General features: G+C 73.4%; 15 protein-coding genes and 1 riboswitch. Of the genes, 7 read left to right on the forward strand and 8 right to left on the reverse strand.

Annotated elements, in window-relative coordinates:
- Positions 1–45 precede the first annotated feature (45 nt).
- Together DFJ69_RS00275 and DFJ69_RS00280 are read left to right on the forward strand one after the other, a co-directional pair.
- Positions 46–1269: an acyl-CoA dehydrogenase family protein gene (locus tag DFJ69_RS00275; RefSeq protein ID WP_116020615.1), complete on the forward strand. Its 1224-nt coding sequence runs from the start codon at positions 46–48 to the stop codon at positions 1267–1269.
- Positions 1266–1943, forward strand: coding sequence for a TetR/AcrR family transcriptional regulator (locus tag DFJ69_RS00280; RefSeq protein WP_116020616.1), 678 nt, complete (start codon positions 1266–1268; stop codon positions 1941–1943). Before DFJ69_RS00275 ends, DFJ69_RS00280 begins: the two co-directional genes overlap by 4 nt.
- Here the strand turns inward: DFJ69_RS00280 and DFJ69_RS00285 are convergent.
- On the reverse strand, positions 1888–4293 hold the full coding sequence (locus tag DFJ69_RS00285; RefSeq protein WP_245973875.1) for an AMP-binding protein: 2406 nt from the start codon (positions 4291–4293) through the stop codon (positions 1888–1890). The two genes, DFJ69_RS00280 and DFJ69_RS00285, sit on opposite strands and share 56 nt — an antisense overlap.
- A 3-nt stretch (positions 4294–4296) precedes the next feature.
- Positions 4297–5319, reverse strand: coding sequence for a 3-oxoacyl-ACP synthase III family protein (locus DFJ69_RS00290; protein ID WP_116020617.1), 1023 nt, complete (start codon positions 5317–5319; stop codon positions 4297–4299).
- A 766-nt stretch (positions 5320–6085) separates the two neighbouring features.
- On the opposite strand from DFJ69_RS00290, the gene DFJ69_RS00295 reads away from it, so the two are divergent.
- From DFJ69_RS00295 to DFJ69_RS00305, 3 genes are all read left to right on the forward strand, one after another.
- Positions 6086–6475, forward strand: coding sequence for an ATP-binding protein (locus DFJ69_RS00295; RefSeq protein ID WP_116020618.1), 390 nt, complete (start codon positions 6086–6088; stop codon positions 6473–6475).
- Between the two features lie 138 nt (positions 6476–6613).
- Positions 6614–7069, forward strand: a complete 456-nt coding sequence (locus DFJ69_RS00300; protein WP_116020619.1) for a luciferase domain-containing protein — start codon at positions 6614–6616, stop codon at positions 7067–7069.
- 164 nt (positions 7070–7233) lie between these two features.
- Positions 7234–8094 carry a DUF4253 domain-containing protein gene (locus DFJ69_RS00305; protein ID WP_116020620.1) on the forward strand — a complete coding sequence of 287 codons (861 nt, stop codon included), beginning with the start codon at positions 7234–7236 and terminating at the stop codon, positions 8092–8094.
- Between the two features lie 127 nt (positions 8095–8221).
- Here DFJ69_RS00305 and DFJ69_RS00310 read toward each other — a convergent pair whose 3' ends face one another.
- Positions 8222–9988 carry a fatty acyl-AMP ligase gene (locus tag DFJ69_RS00310; RefSeq protein ID WP_245973876.1) on the reverse strand — a complete coding sequence of 589 codons (1767 nt, stop codon included), beginning with the start codon at positions 9986–9988 and terminating at the stop codon, positions 8222–8224.
- Between the two features lie 39 nt (positions 9989–10027).
- Positions 10028–10975 carry an acyl-CoA desaturase gene (locus DFJ69_RS00315; RefSeq protein WP_116020621.1) on the reverse strand — a complete coding sequence of 316 codons (948 nt, stop codon included), beginning with the start codon at positions 10973–10975 and terminating at the stop codon, positions 10028–10030.
- Positions 10976–11154: 179 nt separating this feature from the next.
- Between DFJ69_RS00315 and DFJ69_RS00320 the strand changes: the two genes are divergently transcribed.
- Positions 11155–12366 (forward strand): VldE C-terminal domain-containing protein, encoded by a 1212-nt coding sequence (locus DFJ69_RS00320; RefSeq protein ID WP_245973877.1) that lies wholly within the window; start codon positions 11155–11157, stop codon positions 12364–12366.
- A 15-nt stretch (positions 12367–12381) separates the two neighbouring features.
- Here the strand turns inward: DFJ69_RS00320 and DFJ69_RS00325 are convergent, their stop codons facing one another.
- Positions 12382–13257 (reverse strand): spermidine synthase, encoded by an 876-nt coding sequence (locus tag DFJ69_RS00325; RefSeq protein WP_116020622.1) that lies wholly within the window; start codon positions 13255–13257, stop codon positions 12382–12384.
- 206 nt (positions 13258–13463) lie between these two features.
- Positions 13464–13630: riboswitch (cyclic di-AMP (ydaO/yuaA leader) on the forward strand.
- Between DFJ69_RS00325 and DFJ69_RS00330 the strand changes: the two genes are divergently transcribed.
- Positions 13630–14682: a CHAP domain-containing protein gene (locus tag DFJ69_RS00330; RefSeq protein WP_116020623.1), complete on the forward strand. Its 1053-nt coding sequence runs from the start codon at positions 13630–13632 to the stop codon at positions 14680–14682. (Overlaps the previous riboswitch by 1 nt.)
- A gap of 62 nt (positions 14683–14744) precedes the next feature.
- On the opposite strand, the gene DFJ69_RS00335 is transcribed toward DFJ69_RS00330, so the two are convergent.
- From DFJ69_RS00335 to DFJ69_RS00345, 3 genes are all read right to left on the reverse strand, one after another.
- On the reverse strand, positions 14745–15170 hold the full coding sequence (locus tag DFJ69_RS00335) for a DUF3618 domain-containing protein (RefSeq protein WP_116020624.1): 426 nt from the start codon (positions 15168–15170) through the stop codon (positions 14745–14747).
- 102 nt (positions 15171–15272) lie between these two features.
- Positions 15273–16736 (reverse strand): aminotransferase class I/II-fold pyridoxal phosphate-dependent enzyme, encoded by a 1464-nt coding sequence (locus DFJ69_RS36010; protein WP_116020625.1) that lies wholly within the window; start codon positions 16734–16736, stop codon positions 15273–15275.
- A 60-nt stretch (positions 16737–16796) separates the two neighbouring features.
- A complete protein-coding gene (locus DFJ69_RS00345; RefSeq protein ID WP_116020626.1) occupies positions 16797–18107 on the reverse strand; it encodes an FUSC family protein in 1311 nt (436 codons plus the stop codon).
- Between the last annotated feature and the right edge of the window lie 100 nt (positions 18108–18207).

Here is an 18207-nt window from a genome sequence, read left to right on the forward strand (position 1 = left end):
CGTACCTCCGCGATAGGTGACTGACGCGTCAGTTACTGTAGCGCCATGGACTTCGAGCCGAGCCCCCGGGCCCAGGAGTATCTGGCCCGCCTGGGCGCCTTCATGGCCTCCCACGTGTACCCCGCCGAGCCGGTCTACGCCGCCCAACGGTCCGAGTTGCGCGCCGCCGGTCGGGAGCACACGGTGCCCCCGGTGGTCGAGGAGCTCAAGGTCGAGGCCCGCGCGCGGGGCCTGTGGAACCTCTTCCTGCCCGACAGCGTCGAACCCGCACACGGTCTGTCCGTCACCGACTACGCTTCGCTGGCGGAGATCACCGGCCGCTCCCCGCACCTGGCCCCCGAGGCCACCAACTGCGCGGCGCCCGACACCGGCAACATGGAGGTGCTGCACCTGTTCGGGACCCCGGAGCAGAAGGAGCACTGGCTGCGCCCGCTGCTGGACGGCGAGATCCGCAGCGCCTTCGCGATGACCGAGCCCGAGGTCGCCAGCTCCGACGCCACCAACATCGCCACCCGGATCGAGCGCGACGGCGACGAGTACGTGATCAACGGGCGCAAGTGGTGGACCACCGGCTCGGCCGACCCGCGCTGCCGGGTCCTGATCGTCATGGGCAAGACCGACCCCGAGGGGCACCCCTACCGGCAGCAGTCCATGGTGCTGGTGCCGATGGACGCGCCCGGCGTGGAGATCGTCCGGCCGCTGCCCGTGTTCGGCTACTCCGACCAGCACGGCCACTGCGAGATCGCGTTCACCGACGTGCGGGTCCCGGTGGAGAACCTGATCGGCGAGGAGGGCGGCGGCTTCGCCATCGCCCAGGCCCGACTGGGCCCCGGCCGCATCCACCACTGCATGCGCGCCCTCGGCGCGGCCGAGCGCGCCCTGGAGCTGATGTGCGAGCGGGCCGTCTCCCGGGTCGCGTTCGGCAAGGAGCTGGCCCGACAGGGCGTGATCCAGCAGTGGATCGCCGAGTCCCGGATGGCGATCGAGCAGGCCCGGCTGCTCACCCTCAAGACGGCGTGGCTGATCGACCGGCACGGGCCCAAGGGCGCCCGCAGCGAGGTCGCCGCCATCAAGGTGATCGCCCCGCGGGTCGCCCTCGACGTGGTCGACAAGGCCATCCAGGTGCACGGCGCGGCCGGCGTCAGCGCCGACACCCCGCTGGCCCAGATGTGGGCCGGCCTGCGCACCCTGCGCCTCGCGGACGGGCCCGACGAGGTCCACGTGCGTTCGGTGGCCCGGGCGGAGCTGGGCCGGTACCTCGGCCGATGACCGACACGACACCGACACGTCACTCCGCGGGTGACGCGGGCGTGCGGCAGCGGATGCCGTACGCCCGCCGCCGCGAGCAACTGCTCACCGCGGCGCTGGGCGAGTTCGGGCGCCGGGGGTTCCACCTCACCCAGATGGAGCACGTGGCCTCGGCGGCGGGCGTGTCCAAGGCCCTGCTGTACCAGCACTTCACGTCCAAGGACGAGCTGTTCGCCGAGGTGACCGGCGCGATCGTCGGCGAGCTGACCGCGCGGCTGCACACCGCGGTGGCGCCGCACCGGTCGTCGGCCGAGGGCATCCGCGCCATGGTGCGGGCGCTGTTCGACTACGCCACCGAGGAGCCGGCCGGATGGGCGCTGGTGATCCTGCACCTCGACAAGCCCAAGGTGGGCGACGACCTGCGGGAGCTGCGCGACCGGATGGGCGAGTCGTTCGCGGGCCTGCTGCTGCGCCGCCGCCGCGCCGACCCGGGCCTGTCCCCCGCCGAGCTGGCCGCCAACGAGCGCCGCGCCCGGCTGCTGGTGCCGCTGCTGTACGGGTCGATCATCTCGATGGTGTCGTGGTGGCTGGAGCATCCCGAGACGCCGCGCGCCAGGGCCGAGGACATGGCGGTCGACTTCATCTGGCTGGGCCTGGACCGGATCCGTTCCGGCGAACGCGTCCGCCCCGACTGAGGGGGGCGGCGACCGGCCGGCGGGTGACCAGGATCCGCAGCGCCGCCCGGTCGAGTTTGTGGGAGCGTCCCGCGCGGGGGAAGCCGGGCAGCACCACGATCCGGTCGGGCAGGGCGCCGGCGTCGATCACCTCGGGCAGCGCCCGCCGCAGCCGGCCGGGCAGCGCGTCGGCCGGGACGCTCCCGTCGGCGAGCACGGCGACCACGACCTCCTCGTCCCGGGTCACCGGGTCGGCCAGCCCCACCATCGCCGCCTCGGCGACGCCGGGGAGCGCGGCGATGGCGGGCTCGTACAGGCCGGGATAGATGTTCACCGAGCCCCGGATGAGCATGTCCTTCGCACGGCCCACGAGCACCAGTCGGCCCCGTTCGTCGAGCCGGGCCAGGTCGCCGGTGGCCAGCCACTCCAGCGGCGGGTCGCCCAGGTAGCCCACGCAGGTGTTGGGGCCGCGCAGCAGCAGTTCGCCGTCGGGGGCGATGCGGGCCCGTACGCCGGGCAGCAGGGCGCCGAGCAGGTCGCCGCCGGACCCGGACTCCCAGTGCGCGAACTTCTCCCGCGCGTCGGCGATCGAGACCGGCAGCATCTCGGTCATGGCGTAGACCGACAGCACCTCCGTCCGCTCCCCCGCCGCCGCCACGGCACGGCGCAGCACGGCGGGCGGGACGGGCGCCGAGCCCAGCAGCAGGAACCGCAGCGCGTCGGGCAGCCGCTCGGACTCGTCCAGCATCCGGGCCAGGTGGACGGGGACGCAGAACGCGTGGGTGACGCCGCGCCGCTCCACCTCGGGCAGGAACCCGTCGACGGGATCGCGGCCCGAGGGGATCGACCAGCGCGCACCGGCGATCAGCGCCGGCAGCCCGAGCATGAACCCGGCGTCGTGCACCACGTCGCCGGGGCCGATCGGGAAGCGCTCGCGGCACAGCTCGAGGCCCGCCGCCAGCGACGCCGCCGAGTGCACGACGCCGCGCGGCTTCGATGTCGTCCCCGAGGTGAACACGACGACGGCCGGCGCCTCGGGGTCGCGTTCCCGGGCGGCCTCGGGCGCCGGGCCGCGCGCCAGGTCACGGAAGTCCAGCGCCCCGGAGGGCACGCCCGGCAGACGCGGACCCACGTGGACGTGCCGCAGCCGCAGGTCGGTGACCCCGGGAAGCAGGAGCCCCGCCCTCCGCGCCACTCCGCGCAGCGCGCGCACGCGGTTGAGGGAGTACAGGGCCGACTCGGCGATCACCCACTTGGGCGCGGCCAGCCGCAGCCGCGCGGCGAACATCTCCGGGCCCGCGCCGGGGTCCACGATGACGAGGGTGCCTCCGGCGGCGACCACCGACAGGGCGATGATCACCGTTTCCGCCGAGTGCCGCACGCCGACCAGCACCCCGTCACCCGGTCGCAGGCCCGCGCGACGCAGGCCGTGCGTCACCGCGAGGACCCGGTGCCGCAGCTCCCCATAGGTCATCTCGCGGTCGCGGGGTCCGTGCACGAGGGCGACCGCCCCGGGCGTCCGTTCGGCCCGGGCCAGCACCCGTCCGACGAGATCGGCGTCGCCCGACACCGCCGCCCCCGGTGACGGGCGGGCCGGCCGGCGCGGCTTAGGCGCGGGCGGCCGGACGTCCGCGAGGTCGGGGCGGCCGCCCTGGCTCAGGAACCATGCCGGCGTCCGGCGCATCCCGTACGCGCGCACCCGCCGCATCGACCGGTACACCCACACGTCCCGGCGACGACCGTACGCCCGGGTCACCCTACGGACGCGGTCGATCAGATCGCGGTCGTCGTGGGCGTCCTCGATCGGGGCGCGCGGGAAGCCGCCGGACCGTTCGTACAGGTCGGCGGTGATGCCCAGGGTGCAGGCCGGGCTCATCACGTACGGGCCCCGCGCGTCCGGGTCGCGGTTGGCGGGTCGCAGTCTCGCGAACACGGCCGCCGCCTCGTCGAAGAGCGGCAACAGTCGCCGTTCGGCCCAGGTGAGGGCGAACTCGTCGGTACGGGGCCGCACGACACCCGCCACCATCTCCAGGCCGTCGTCGAAGGCCCGGGCGATCGCGGCCGTCCAGTGCGGCGGGGGCAGGCAGTCGGCGTCGGTGCGGGCCAGATGCGTGGCGCCCCGCGCGATGGCGTGCCGCATGCCGGTGTCGGCCGCCGCGCCGGCGCCCTTCCGCGACTCGTGCAGCAGCTCCAGGCGCAGCCCCGGATGCGCGGCGGCGAACGCGCGAACGGCGTCGGCGGTGTCGTCCGCGCCGGCGTTGTCGACCACGACGACCCCGTCGGGAGGGAGCGTCTGCCGGGACAGCGCCGTCAGCGTCGCGGCGATGCCCGGCCCCTCGTCGTGGGCGGGCACCACGACCCACAGGATCATCGGCTACAGCTCCACGAAGACGACGCCGAGGCTGACGCCGCCGCCCAGCCCCAGCAGCGCCACCTTGTCGCCGGGCCCGCAGCGCCCCTCCCCCATCGCGGTGGCGAGCTGGAACGGAAGTGTCGCCGACGCGAGGTTGCCGTGCTCGGGCAGGGTGACGACCAGGCGGTCGGCGGGGATGCCGGTCCGCTCGCGCAGCTCGTCCAGGTAGGCCATGGCCACCTGATGGACGCACACCACGGCGAAGTCGTCCCAGCGCAGCCCGGTCTCGGCCAGCGCCTTGTCGAACAGACCGGTGCCCACGGAGACGAACGCGTCCTTGAGCCTGCGGCCGTCGGCGTGGAAGTAGGTGTACTCCGGGTCGCGGGGATGCATGGTGCCGCCGCCGGGCAGGGTGCCCACGTCCCAGGCGGAGGAGTCGGCCTCGAAGGCGCGGTGGAAGACGCCGCCGCGCGCCACCGGCTCCAGCAGCACCGCCGCGCCGCCGTCCGACAGGGTGTAGCCGGGGAACGCCTCGACGAACTGCCGGAAGTCGCGCACCCGCCACCGGACGGCCCGGGACGGCACCTCGCCCGTGCACACCAGCACCCGGGTGTGCTGTCCGGTCCGGATGAGGGCCTCGGCGATCTGGACGGCGTTGAGGAAGCTGTTGCAGGCGTTGGTGACGTCGAAGACCGGACAGCGGGTGCCGAGCTTGCTGGAGACGATGTGCGCGGTGGCCGGCTCCACCAGGTCCTGGCTGGCCGAGCCGAAGATCAGCAGGTCGACGTCGGCGGGGCCCAGACCCCGCTCGTCCAGCAGCCGGCGCGCCGCCGCCACCGCGAGGTCGGACGCCTGCCGATCGTCGTCGGCCAGGTGCCGGGTCCGGATGCCGGTCATCCGCTCCACGATGCCCGGCGTCGGCCGGTGACCGCCGCCGGATCGCGCGACGCGCTCCTCGACCTCCCGGCCGGTGACCAGGCGCTCCGGCAGCCGGGCGGCCACGCCGGTGATGCCGACCCGGACCCCCCGGTCCCCCTCCGTCATGCCGGTTCCCCTCGCTGTCCCGGTGGCCGACACCGCCCGGCAATGGTGGCGGGGCGGACCGCCCCACAGAAAGCCCGTGATCGTTACATCGGGGTAAATACCAGATCACAACGGACGGGCCGGACGCAAGTCGATCAGGGGGCGTGGCGGCCGGATTTTGTCAACGGACGCGCGCCCGACCCTCCGAACGGACGCCCGTCCGGAGACGAAACCGTTCCCGGATGAGCATCTTCACCTCTTCGCACCCGCCGGGCCGACTACGGAACGGCGTCACCGCGCTATTCACGGAATGGCCACGGCCCCTTTTCGGACCCTTTTCGCGAGGTCTGGTTCCGGACGGCCGCAGGGGTGCGGCCCCACCTCGCGGGCGCGCGGGTACTTAGCCGAACACAGCCCGTCAGCACCCGGGTGTCCGAACCGAAAATCATGAGCTTTTTATCGGGCCGGCACAGATTCCGGATACTTCGCCGCACCCGGCGGACCGGCCGGCCGCGACGGCTGTCATTGTCAGACCGCTGACAACAAGCACTCATCTGCTTTTCGGAGCGCCTCAAGCCTTGGTAGCCGCCCTCATGGTCATATGAGACCGCCGGACGGACTCGACGGCGCCGGGCACGCGGCGTACTTCGGAACCGAGGGAGTGTCCGGTCGGCGGGAAGGCGGGTGCGTCACGGTGTCGGGTCACATCGATCAGGGAGTCCGGGTCCGACCGCGTCTCCGTGCACGCGCCGAGCCGCACGGGGAGGTCACGATGCCGCCAGGTGGCATGGGACCCGTAGGCACGGTCCGCGGGATCCTGACGTTCGAGGGCAACCAGGAGGACGTCGCCCAGGCACGCAGATTCGTCGAGCGCACACTGCGCCATCATCCCGACCGCGAGACCGCGGTCCTGCTCACCAGCGAGTTCGTCACCAACGGCATCCTGCACGGCAGCGGCCCCGTCACCCTGGTGGTGCTGGAGACCGAGGACGGCGTGCGGATCGAGGTGACCGACGTCGGATCCGGCGGCGCCCCCCGGGTGCGCGCGTCCGGGGCCGACGCCGAGAACGGCCGGGGCCTCTTCCTGGTCGACTGCCTGGCGTCCCGCTGGGACCACGTCCGCACCGACGGCGGACTGACGGCCTGGTTCGAACTCGATTCCACCCCCACCGGTTGACCGGAATCTCATACTAAGCCAGCCCGGAAAGCACCGAAGGGACGGCGAGATGTCCGCAATCCGAAGAGGGCGATAACGATTTCACCTCGGGTCCTCCCCATCGGACGCTTCGACGACGACCATGAAGACGTGGCTGCGATGGGGAGTGGCGCGACCTCCTACGCCGACCGTGTGATGGCCCGGCTCGAGTCCTGGCCGTCGATCCGGCGGGGCAGGGCGGAGTGCGGTGACGGCATCGGTCTGGGAGCGGGCGCCTGCCAGGTGGTGCACCTGCATTCCGGCGACCAGGCCGAGCTGCTGCTCACCGGGCCGGTGATCGAGCGGCTCCGGGAGGTCCTGGTCGACTCGGGCCGGGTGACGGTGCCGCCGGGCGGCGACTGGGTCCGGGTCGGGTTGCACACCGACTCGGACGTGGCGCTGGTCGTCACGCTGGCCAGCCTGGCCATCCGCGCGGCCCTCGACTCCGAGTGTTTTGGAACGGGCCAATGCGGGCCCTGCGGAGTCGCCCGGACGGACGGGCACCGGTCGGCCTCCTGGGCGGGCCTGCGCCGCCGGGCCGCCGCGACCGGGGGCCACCGGCCCCGGGCGCACTGAGCCACGAGGCACCCGCCGCGCCCCCCGCGACGATCTTGTGAACGCAGGTCACGGATGGGGGGCGAATCGGCGCCCGGCCCCGCCGCGGGGCCCCGCCGCACTAACATCTGCGGAGCGCCAAGATCTTGAGTTGGCACGATCTTGCACCCGAAACGGCCCGAGAGATGGATGATCACGACCGCCGGCCCACCCTGCCGGCCGAGCCACGCCCCGCCGGGATCAGCACCCCCGCCCTGCGGCACCTGTTCACCGACGGGGGCGTGGGCCGCAGCCTGACGGCCGCGCTGCCGCCGGGCACCGTGGTGTGGCCGGACCCCGGCTACCCGCAGCGCCATCCGGTGCGCCGCCCGGCCTTCTGGGTCAGCGACGAGCCGGTGCCCGCCGAGCTGTGGAGCGCGCTCCGCGACGAGCACCCCCGCTCGGGCCTGTGGCCGGTGCTGCTGGACGAGTCCACCCAGCCGTGGTCGGCGGGCCAGGTCGCCCCGGAGCCGGTGTCGGAGATCGGCAACTACGACCCGGCGGCCTTCATGGCCGAGGTCTGGGCGGACTGGTGCTCCCAGCAGCCCGACGGGGACTGCTCCGAACTGGCGCCGTACGGCCGGCTCTGCCCCGGGCCCGCGCCGCCCGGAACGCCCGTGCACGACCCCGACGACCTCGCCGACCGGTACGCCCGCACCCTGGCCCGCCGGGGCCTGTCGCTGGGTCTGGCGGCCGTGGAGCGGGGCGCCGACACCCTCACCGCCATGGGGTGGCAGGGCGCGCTCAACCACAACGAGTGGACCGCCCCGCTGGCCGCCGTGGTGCGCGGCTGGGAGGAGCGGTTCGGGGCCCGCGTCGTCGGCCTCGGCTTCAACACCCTGGACCTCAGCGTGGCCGCCCCGCCGCTGACGACCCGGCACGCGCTGCACGTCGCCGCCGAGCACTGGGCGTTCTGCCCGGACACCATGTTCCAGGGCCCGGGCACCCTGACCGGCTACGCCGAGGAGATCCGCGGCAAGACGTCGTGGTCGTTCTGGTGGGACTGAGTGACAGAGGCGGGACTGAGTTACAGAGCGGGACCGAGTTACAGAGGCGGCCCCTGCAACGCGCGTGCGGCCGGGGCCGTCCCTCTCGGGCGATCCCGGCCGCACGGGCGACGATGACGGCGTCGCGTCAGCCCTGACGGCGGGCGGTCGTGGAGAGGGAGTCGTCCAGGTACGCCTGCTTGCACGCGGCGCGGGCCACCTTGGCGCTGCTGGTGCGGAGCAGGCCCCCCGGCTCCAGGAGCACGAAGTCGGTCAGGCGCAGGTCGTGCTGGTGCTTGACGGCGGCGCGCACCGCGGTGGCGACCTCCTCGAGGTCCAGTTGCGCGATGGGCACCCGCCGGTTGCGCTCGGCGACGATGACCACGCCCTCGGTGTCGTCATCGGTGATCGCGAACGCCGCCGCGTAGTCGCCGCGGATCGCCGCGTGGGCGGTGTACGCGGTGTACTCCAGGTCCTGGGGGTAGTGGTTGCGGCCGTCGACGATGATGAGGTCCTTGATGCGGCCGGTGACGTACAGCTCGCCGTCGTGCCACAGGCCCAGGTCGCCGGTGCGCATCCACGGGGTCGCGGGCATGCCCGGGGCCGGCTCGGCGAGCGTGGCCTGGAACAGCTCGGCCGTCGTCTCCGGCCGTCCCCAGTAGCCCGCGGCCACGTTGGGGCCGTGCACCCAGATCTCGCCGACGTGGCCGTCCGGGCGGGCGAGCCGCGTCTCCGGGTCCACGACGAGCGCGTACTGGCCCCAGGGGGCGCCGCAGCCGACGAGCACGGAGGCGTCGTCGTCGTCGGGGTCGCAGGGGCGGGCCACGCCCTGCTTGAGGCCCTCGCGGTCGAACGCGGTCGTGGTGGGAAGCCGGTCGCGGCGCGAGGCGGTGACGTACACGGTGGCCTCGGCGAGCCCGTACGCGGGGACCTGCGACTCGGCGGTCATGCCGCAGCTCGCGAACGCCGCGAGGAAGTCCTCCATGGTGCTGGGGCGGATCGGCTCCGCGCCGTTCATGAAGACGGAGACGCCGCTCAGGTCGAGCCTGGCCTTCTCCTCCTCGGTGACGGTGGCGGTGAGGTACTCGTAGGCGAAGTTGGGGCCGCCGGTGAACACGTCCGTGTGCCGGCTCATGACCTCCAGCCAGCGCACCGGGCGCATGATGAAGGCGACCGGGTCCATGAACGTGCCGTGGTTGGCGTAGACCATGGGCAGCCCGGCCACCGAGACCAGCCCCATGTCGTGGAACAGCGGCAGCCACATGACACCGGTCGACGTGCGCGGCGTCCCGTCGAACGCGCCGTACAACTGGGTGGCGTTGGCCGCGAAGTTGCCGTGCGTGATGATGACGCCGGCCGGGGTGCGCGTCGAGCCCGAGGTGTACTGCAGATAGGCGATCTCGTCGGGCTCCGCGGGCTCGGGCGTCCAGTCCGCCGGGGCGGCCTCGATCGTGTCGACGGCCAGGATCTCCTTGGGCCGGGGCACCGGGTTCTGGTCGAGGAAGCCCTCGACCTGGGTCGTCACCGACGACGTGGTGAGCACGCACGTGGGGTCGGCGTCGGTGTAGACGGCCAGCAGGCGCTCCGCGTGGCCGGGCAGGTCCGGGGAGAACAGCGGCACGCCGATGGCCCGGGCGTACATGATGCCGAAGAAGGCGACGACGTACTCCATGCACTGCGGCGCCAGGATCGCCACGCGCTGACCCGGCTCACAGACCCGGCGCAGCGCGGCGCCCACCGCGCGTGCCCGCTCGTCCAGTTCCCGCCAGGTGAGGTCTATCGACACGCCATCGGCGTCGGTGCCGTAGTCGACGAACGTATAGGCGAGGTCGTCGGGGTATTCGCGCGCCCACCGCGCCAGGCGGTTGATCAGGGGCGTGCGGTCGACCTCGGGGAGCATGGGCGGCGTGGGCATGCGAACTCCAGTGGTTTGGACGAAGGTACGGAGAAGCGGTCAGGAGACCCGGCGGGTGGCCAGGCGGGACTCGTCCGGCCAGCGGACGTCCCACGCCCAACCGGCCTTCTCGAACAACCAGATCACCCGGGCGCTGATGTCGATCTGTCCCTTGAGGACCCCGTGCCGGGCGCTGGTGGGGTCGGCGTGGTGCAGGTTGTGCCAGGACTCGCCCAGCGACGGGATGGCCAGCCACCACACGTTGCGGGAGCGGTCGCGGGTCTTGAAGTCCTCCTTGCCGAAGACATGGCAGATGGAGTTGATCGAGAAGGTCACGTGCTGGCCGACCAGCAGCTTGATGAACCCGCCCCAGAACATCGCGGTGAGCGCGCCGTGCCAGGACTGGGTGATCAGCCCGCCGATCGCCAGCGGCACCAGGAAGTTCGACAGCACGATCAGCCCGTACACCGGGTTCAGGGACAGGAACCGGATGTCGGGGTCGGCCAGCAGGTCGGGGACGTAGCGGCTGCGGGAGGTGCGGTCCTTGCCCATCAGCCAGCCCATGTGCGCGTGGTACAGACCCTTGGTGAGCCCCACGAGGCCGGAACCGTACTCCCAGGGCGAGTGCGGGTCGCCCTCACGGTCGGCGAACTTGTGGTGGCGACGGTGGTCGGCGACCCAGCGCACCACCGAGCCCTCCAGCGCCTGACCTCCCAGGATCGCCAGCACGACGCGCAGCCAACGCTTGGCTTTGAACGATCCATGGGTGAAGTGTCGGTGGTAGCCGACGGTGATCCCGATGGCGTTCAGCGGATACAGCACGGCGAAGATCGCCACATCGGTCCAGCCCAGTCCCCAGCCCCACACGAACGGGATGAGGGCGAGACCGGCCGCGATGGGCGTCCCCACGAAGAGCACCACGGCGATCCGCTCGAAGAGCGGAACCGGGTGCGGGGAGATGTCGCGCTGTCGGGACCAGCCCGTCTCCTTGGTGGTCACGGTGGCCATGTCGAACCTTCCTCAGGCTGAGGTGCGGGATTTCAGGCGATGACCGTACGATCCGGACGGGCGGGGATCTTCCGTTCCCGCGATCGAATCTCCGATCGACCTTGTGATTGAAGTGACAAGCGTCGGGGGCCGCCCGACCCGCCGGTTGCCGATCGCCCCCGGCGGGTGGCATCCTCGCCATGATCCGGACATCCCGCGGAGGAGACGTCATCAGGCCGCGCAAGGAGCATCCGTCCGTCCTCCGGGCCCGCCGTCGATGGCCGCCGGCCCTGCTCGGCGTCCTCGTCGCCGGCACCCTCGTCGCCGACGTGGGCGTGCTGGCCTTCGGCGACCTCGGCGGCCCGAAGGCCCCCGCCCGCGGCCTCGGCGCCGAGCGGTTCGTGTCGATCTCCCAGGACGCCGCGCGCCCCGCCGCTCCCATGGTGGCCCCGCTGGTGCGGCGGCACACCCCGCACCTCCTGCTCGCCCATCCGGGGACGCTGCCCGCCGCCGTCCTGGAACGCGCCCGGCGCGCCAAGGGCGTCGGGGCGCTCGAGGTCGTGGACGCGGCCCGGGCGCAGGTGGCGGGGCGGCGGGTCGGCCTCATGGGGGTCGACCCGTCCACGTTCCGCGCGTTCGCCCCGGAGTCGGCGGCGATCGCCGACCGGCTGTGGCAGTCGGTGGCCGCCGGCGAGCTGACGGTCTCGTTCGAGCTGGGGCAGGCGGGCGGGCTGGCGTTGGGCACGGTGGTCCCGGCGGGCGGCAGCGCCTCGCCCGGACAGGTGCGCGTCGGGGCGTACGCGACGATGGGCATCCCGGACGTGGACGCCGTCGTCTCCCGGGCCCGCGCCCGGGAGTTGGGGATGCCCAGCGGCAACGCGATCCTGGTGAGCGCCCGCAAGACGTCGCCGGAGAAGCTGGGCAAGGCCCTCAAGAAGATCATGCCGCGCGGCACCAAGGTCGCCGTGCTGACACCCACCGCGCGGACCCCGACCCGGAAGGCGCCGCGGGTGACCGGTCGCCCCGACGGCCTGCGCGGTCCCTCGACGCCGATCACCGGCAACCGGATGACCTCGACGATGCGGTCGACCGTGATCGACATCAACGACCGGTTCGGCCCGTTCCCGGTGATCGGCTGCTTCCGGACCGGCGCCGACGCCCAGGACCACGGGCTGGGGCGGGCCTGCGACTTCATGGAGACGATCGGCGGCCGGATGCCGAGCGAGAGCGCGGCGCGGCACGGCGACCAGGTGGCCGCCTACGCGGTCGCCAACGCGGCGCGGCTGGGCATCCACTACGTGATCTGGAAGCAGCACATCTGGAACATCCGGGGCGGCGGCTGGCGCAGGATGGGCGACCGGGGCAGCCTCACCCAGAACCACTTCGACCACCTCCACATCTCGGTGCGGTAGCGGCCTCGGCGCGCCTCAGGGCCGCCCGAAGAGCCGTTCGGGGGGCACCGGAACCGAGACCTCGCCGCCGTCGCGCAGCGGCGCGGCCCCGGCGGCGAACCCGGCCAGCGCCTCGCCGTCCATGCACCGGGCGCGGACCATGCCGGAGGCCGCGCGGCGGGTCAGCTCGGCCTCGGGGAGGTCGACGGCGGACGCGGCGAGGACGAGGTTGCCGAAACGGCGGCCCCGCAGCACGCCCGGGTCGGCGAGCAGCAGCGTCCGCGGGAAGATCGACCGGACGGTGACGACCATCCGCCGGGCGAACTCCAGCCGGTGCCCGTCCGCGAGGTTGACCAGGTGGACCCCCGAGGGCCGCAGCACCCGCCGGGCCTCCCGGGCGAACTCCTCGGTGGCCAGTTCGGCGGGCATGGCCGTGTCGGCGAACGCGTCCAGCACCAGCAGGTCGTCGGAGGCGTCGGGCAGCGCCCGCACGCCCGCGCGCCCGTCCACGACCCGCACCCGCAGCCCCCGCACGTCGCGCAGCGGCAGGTGCTCCCGCACGAAGCCGACGAGCTCGGCGTCGGGCTCCAGCACGAGCTGCCGGGAGCCGGGGCGGGTGGCGGCGACGTAGCGCGCCAGGGTGCAGGCTCCGCCGCCGACGTGCACGACGTCCAGCGGCTCCCGTCCGGTGCCGAGGCAGTCGATCACGTCGCCCATCAACCGCATGTACTCGAACCCGAGATAGGTCGGGTCGGCGAGGTCGACGTACGACTGGGGCACCCCTCCGACGTTGAGCAGCCGGCCGTGCGGGCGCTCGGGGTCGGGGCGCAGCTCGGCCCGCCCGTCGTCGCTGCGGACCGTCTCCGCCACCCGTGGCCTGCGGCTTCCGCGGCCGCCGCGTCGCTGGGCCATGCGCCTCCTCTCACGGACCCGACCACTGTACGGATGATCCGACTGCCCGCTTTAGCACCCTTTCTGGAGGTTTAGCATGCCTTCCTGCACTGATGTCCGGTTTCCCCGAAGGACTTGCCGAAGCGCTTTACCTCAAGTACATTCCCCCGAGACCGGCTCGTGACCTACCTCCACCCAGGAGGCGAGCCGACCGCCGAGTGTTCGCGTCGCAGCCGGCGCCGCGAAGAGCCGGGGACCCACCGTGGAGGCCCAGGGGGAGTCCCCCGTGCCGAAGCGTTCCCGGGGTGAGTCCGCCATGGATCCATCATGCGCGGTAGGGCGACTCCCCGCCCGAACCCGACAGCTAACCCGGTAGGCGGCCTGTGGAGAGACATGGACCCGATTGGCAAGAAACTGCTCGACGTCGCCGAGAAGGAACTCGGCTATACCGAGAAGCCCGACGGATACACCAAGTTCGGTGAATGGTTCGCCGAGAACGTCGACGCGGACCACGACTCGTACTTCGAGACGGCCCCCTGGTGCGACATGTTCCTCGCCTGGGCCGCCGACAAGGCCGGGGTGACGGATGCGGTGGGGCAGTTCGCCTCCACCGTCGAGCACGCCCGGTGGTTCGAGAAGAACGACGCCTGGGGCTCCGAGCCCGAGCCCGGCGCGATCGTGTTCTTCGACTGGAACGGCTCGAACGACATCGATCGGATCGACCACGTCGGCATCGTCACCAAGGTCGACGGCAAGAAGATCCACACGATCGAGGCCAACGTCGACGGCGTCCACCTCAAGCGGAAGGTCCGCGACGGCGACGTGATCGCCGGGTACGGCCTTCCGTCGAAGGTGAAGGTCACCGCCGCACCCGCCGCCCCCGAGAAGTACGTGCCCAAGCACGCCGCGCCCGCCCCCCGGGCGGAGGCCCTCACGTCGCCCGCCTCCGGCGAGCAGAACCTGGCCCGAACGGAGAGCACGCCCGGCGGACCGGCCACCGACGCGCAGGGCCTCGCCGCGGGCGGTCAGGACATGGTGCTGGGCGGGCTGGTGGCCTTCGCCGTGGTGGGCACGGTGGCGCTGGCCGTGGGCAAGTCGGCCGCGGCCAAGGTCCCCGCGAGCCCCCCGGTGCGGGTGCGCAAGCGCGGCAAGCACCACCGCCGCCCGGTGGCGCTCCCCGCCGACATCACGCCGGCCCAGCTCGAGGCCGCCGACGCGAGCACCACGATGATGCCCGTGATCAGCGCCGCGGTCGCCGCCGAGGCCGAGGACCGCGAGTTCTGGGGCCGGATCGAGCACCTCAAGGAGGACCAGGAGCTGGCCTTCTGGGACTCCCTGCACGCGGAGTTCACCGCTCCCGGCGAGTCGGCGGCCCCGCCCGCCCCCGCCGAGCGGCCCGCCGCGCCGAGCGGCGGCCACGCGGTGCCCACCTCACTGGGCTCGTAGCGACGCGGACCCGCCGCGCCCCCGGAACGCCGTCGCGCTCCGGGGGCGTCCGGTACGAGGGGTCAGCCGCGCATCGAGTGGCGCGAGGGCCGGGCGTGCGCCCGGCTCTTGGCCGTCTTGGCGCGGGCCCCGGTCCGGGAGCGCAGCGCGTCGGCGCGGGTCCTGGTCACGTGGGCAGCCCGGTGCCAGGCGCTGCGTCGGCGGGCCCGCCGACGACGCCACAGCCAGGCCGCCACCACCGCGGCGGCCAGCGCCGCCAGCCCCGCACCCGACGTCCGCGCCGCCGGCGTCATCTCCGCCGCGCCCGACCGGCCGGCCGGACCGGAGGCCCGGGCGCCGAACCGGTCGCGGACCTCGCCCAGCTTGTGCTGCGCGCGGGCCTTGACGTCGGCCTTGGCGGCCAGCGCCTCCACGGTCTCGCCGATCTCCGCACGGGTGCGCTCGATGTCGGCGGCCGTGCTGGTCGCATTGGATCCACTGGTGGTCATCGGTGAGCTCTCTCCTCATGTGCGATACGGCTCGCCGAATCCCTTCCCTTCGTCGCCCCGGTAAACAAGTACCGGACGACGCGCTTTGCCCGATCGCGGACGTTATTTGGCGACCATGATGCGAACGCTCTCCAGCGACGGATCGACGGCGTCGGGGACCACCATCCCCGCCCGCACGCCCGAGCGCAGGTAGTCGAGCACCGGGGCCTCGATGCGCTCCCCCGGCAGGACGGCCGGGATGCCCGGAGGGTACGGGGTGAGCATCTCGGCGCTGATCTCCCCCACGGCCCGTTCGGCGGGCACCTGCTCGGTCCGGCCGAAGAACGCGTCGCGCGGCAGGTGCACCAGCTCGAGCCGCAGCTCCCCCGGCGACGGGACGTGGACCTCGGGCGCGCCCTCCAGCTCGCCGGCGTGGGCGGCCAGGTCCTCCAACGCGTCCACCAGCGCCTCGGCGGTCTCGCTGTCGTCGGCGAAGGTGAGCTGGGCGCTGACCCGCCGGTGGTCGGCCAGGTGCATGGCGACGCGACGGTGCTCGCGGAGCCGGTCGGCGGCGCGGTACCCGCTGATGCCCAGCCCCTCCAGGTCGACGACCACCTGCAGCGGGTCGAGATCGTAGGCGCGCCCGGGAGCGACGAACTCCGCACCGGTGACGTGCAGCCCCTCGATGGCCTCGATGCGCTCGCGGACCTCGGCGGCGAGCTTGAGGGCCGCGCCGAGCAGCTCCTCGCCCCGCTCGACCATCTGCCGCCGCCAGCCGTCCAGCCCGGCGTAGAGCAGCACCGACGGGCTGGTGGTGCCGAGCAGGTCCTCGCGGGCCTTGAGGACCGCGGGGTCGACCAGCTCGCCCTGCTGGTGGAACACCGAGCCCTGCTCCAGCCCGGCGCCCATCTTGTGCACGCTGGTCACGCACACGTCGGCCCCGGCGTCCATCGCCCAGCCCGGCAGGTCGGGATGGAACGGCAGGTGCGCGCCCCACGCCTCGTCGACGATCAGGGGCCGCCCGTGGGCGTGGCAGATCCCGGCGATCCGACGCAGGTCGGCGCAGGTGCCGTACGGGGTGGGACTCGTCACCAGCGCCCCGCGTGCGTCGGGATGCTCGGCGAACGCGTCCTCGACCGCCTCCGGCGACGGCGGGTGCGCCACGTGCAGGTCCGGGTCCCACTGCGGCTCGACCCAGATGGGCCGCACGCCGCTGAGGATGAGCCCGGAGATCACCGACTTGTGCGCGTCACGGCCGACGATCAGCTTCTCGTGCGGCCCCGCCACCGCCAGCATCGCGCTCTTCACCGACAGCGAACTGCCGCAGGTCGAGAAGAACGTCTGCTCGGCGCGCACCGCGTCGGCCATCAACCGCTGCGCCTCGGCCAGCACGCCGTGGGTGGAGCGCCGGTCGTCCAGCCCGGAGACGGCGAGCACGTCGGAGTGGAACACGCCGTCGCCCAGGACCTCGCGGACCCTCGGGTCCGCGCCCCGCGCCTGCTTGTGCCCCGGCGGGGTGAACGGGATGTCGCCTCGCTGCCGGTAGTCGGCCAGTGCCTGCAGGACGGGGGCTCGCGAGTGATCCATGCCGGACCGCTTCCCGGAGCCCGCCCGACCAAACGCCGTTCCGGGCCGGTCGCCCGGGCCTCACATGAGGCGCATCGGGCCCGATCCCCGTTCGGCGCTGGTGGCGTGACGGGTCGCCGCGTGCCGGCGGCGGGCGACCAGCCTGCGCGTGGTGGTGGGGATCCGCACCGCCGAGCTGCGGGTGATGGGGCGTCGGGGCGAGGGGCGGTGGGTCACCGGGCCCCGGCCCGCCGCCTGCAGGCCGTCGATGAGGCGGTCCAGGTGCACCAGCAGCTCACCGTGCAGCGGCCAGTGTCCGGGGTCCTCGCGGAGCAGCCGGCCCAGCTCGTCCCGGCGGCGTCGGGCCTCGGACACGCGGCCCTCCAGCTCGGCGGTGAGCCGCACCGCGTCGTCGGCGGAGGACGTGGTGGCCGCCTGGGCGTAGACGCTGGTGCCGGCGGCCAGCTCGCGCAGCGTGCAGGCGAGCCGGTCGCGCACGTCGGCCTCCCACATCTCGGCGCCGAGCCCGGCCCGGTCGCTGAGCACCAGGTCGGTGCGGTCGACCATGGAGCGGGCCAACCCCCGGATGCTGACGGAGGCGTGCTCGAGGTCCTCCACCGCCGCGCGCAGGGCCGGGCCGGGCTCCTGGGCGCTCCCCACCCGGGTCCTGGGGTTGAGCCGGGCGCTCTCCTCGGCCTCGGCGAGCGCCCTGTCGCCGTCCTGGATCTCCCGGGAGAGCTGCCGGGACCGTTCCAGCCAGTCGGCGGCGACCTTCGCCCCGGGCTCGGTCTCCAGGTTGTCCGCCATGTGGTCCAGCACCCGCTGCATGGAACGGCCGAGGTCGCAGATCGCCTCTTCGGCGGGACGCACCCGTACGGGCGAGGCGACCAGCCCCGCCAGCAGTCCGACGGTCGCGCCGATGAGCGTCTCCACGACCCGGTCGGCGGCGGCGGTGTCGGAGCCGAGCTGCAGGATCAGCATCGCGCTGATCGGCACCTCGAGCAGGTGGTCGCCCAGCCGGAGCAGGTGGCCGAGGGCCAGGGCGACGGCGATGGTCACCCCCAGGCTCCACCAGGTGAAGCCGAGCAGCTCGACCAGCGCGACGGCCAGGATCACCCCCGCGGTGACGGACAGGATCCGCTCGGCGGCGCTGCGCAGCGTCTGGAACAGCGAGACCTGCACGACCAGCAGGGCGGTCAGCGGGGCCAGCACCGGAGCGGGCACGGGCAGCAGCCAGAGGGCGATCACGTAGGCGGCGACCGCGGTGCCGACGAGCCGGGCGATGAAGACGGCGGCGGGCTGCGCGCTCCGGCTGACCACCCGCAGACGCTCGGGGGACGCGACGGAAGCGGCGCTGCGCACGCGCTCGGGAACGACGGAACGGTTGGGCACGGTTCGGGAGACCTCCGCGTCGCGGTTGTCGGTCCGGCCCCGGAGGGCCGTCTGTTCGTCCCGTGCCCGCCCGTTCGTCCGATATTCGTCGATGGCCCGG

Origin of the sequence: Thermomonospora umbrina (assembly GCF_003386555.1) — a bacterium.
Classification (GTDB): domain Bacteria; phylum Actinomycetota; class Actinomycetes; order Streptosporangiales; family Streptosporangiaceae; genus Thermomonospora; species Thermomonospora umbrina.

What these genes read in the sequence shown, in the direction of transcription:
- DFJ69_RS00275 (WP_116020615.1), top strand. Translation starts at nt 46, where the DNA reads ATGGACTTCGAGCCGAGCCCCCGGGCCCAGGAGTATCTGGCCCGCCTG.
- DFJ69_RS00280 (WP_116020616.1), top strand. Translation starts at nt 1,266, where the DNA reads ATGACCGACACGACACCGACACGTCACTCCGCGGGTGACGCGGGCGTG.
- DFJ69_RS00285 (WP_245973875.1), bottom strand. Translation starts at nt 4,293, where the DNA reads ATGATCCTGTGGGTCGTGGTGCCCGCCCACGACGAGGGGCCGGGCATC.
- DFJ69_RS00290 (WP_116020617.1), bottom strand. Translation starts at nt 5,319, where the DNA reads ATGACGGAGGGGGACCGGGGGGTCCGGGTCGGCATCACCGGCGTGGCC.
- DFJ69_RS00295 (WP_116020618.1), top strand. Translation starts at nt 6,086, where the DNA reads ATGGGACCCGTAGGCACGGTCCGCGGGATCCTGACGTTCGAGGGCAAC.
- DFJ69_RS00300 (WP_116020619.1), top strand. Translation starts at nt 6,614, where the DNA reads ATGGGGAGTGGCGCGACCTCCTACGCCGACCGTGTGATGGCCCGGCTC.
- DFJ69_RS00305 (WP_116020620.1), top strand. Translation starts at nt 7,234, where the DNA reads ATGGATGATCACGACCGCCGGCCCACCCTGCCGGCCGAGCCACGCCCC.
- DFJ69_RS00310 (WP_245973876.1), bottom strand. Translation starts at nt 9,988, where the DNA reads ATGCCCACGCCGCCCATGCTCCCCGAGGTCGACCGCACGCCCCTGATC.
- DFJ69_RS00315 (WP_116020621.1), bottom strand. Translation starts at nt 10,975, where the DNA reads ATGGCCACCGTGACCACCAAGGAGACGGGCTGGTCCCGACAGCGCGAC.
- DFJ69_RS00320 (WP_245973877.1), top strand. Translation starts at nt 11,155, where the DNA reads ATGATCCGGACATCCCGCGGAGGAGACGTCATCAGGCCGCGCAAGGAG.
- DFJ69_RS00325 (WP_116020622.1), bottom strand. Translation starts at nt 13,257, where the DNA reads ATGGCCCAGCGACGCGGCGGCCGCGGAAGCCGCAGGCCACGGGTGGCG.
- DFJ69_RS00330 (WP_116020623.1), top strand. Translation starts at nt 13,630, where the DNA reads ATGGACCCGATTGGCAAGAAACTGCTCGACGTCGCCGAGAAGGAACTC.
- DFJ69_RS00335 (WP_116020624.1), bottom strand. Translation starts at nt 15,170, where the DNA reads ATGACCACCAGTGGATCCAATGCGACCAGCACGGCCGCCGACATCGAG.
- DFJ69_RS36010 (WP_116020625.1), bottom strand. Translation starts at nt 16,736, where the DNA reads ATGGATCACTCGCGAGCCCCCGTCCTGCAGGCACTGGCCGACTACCGG.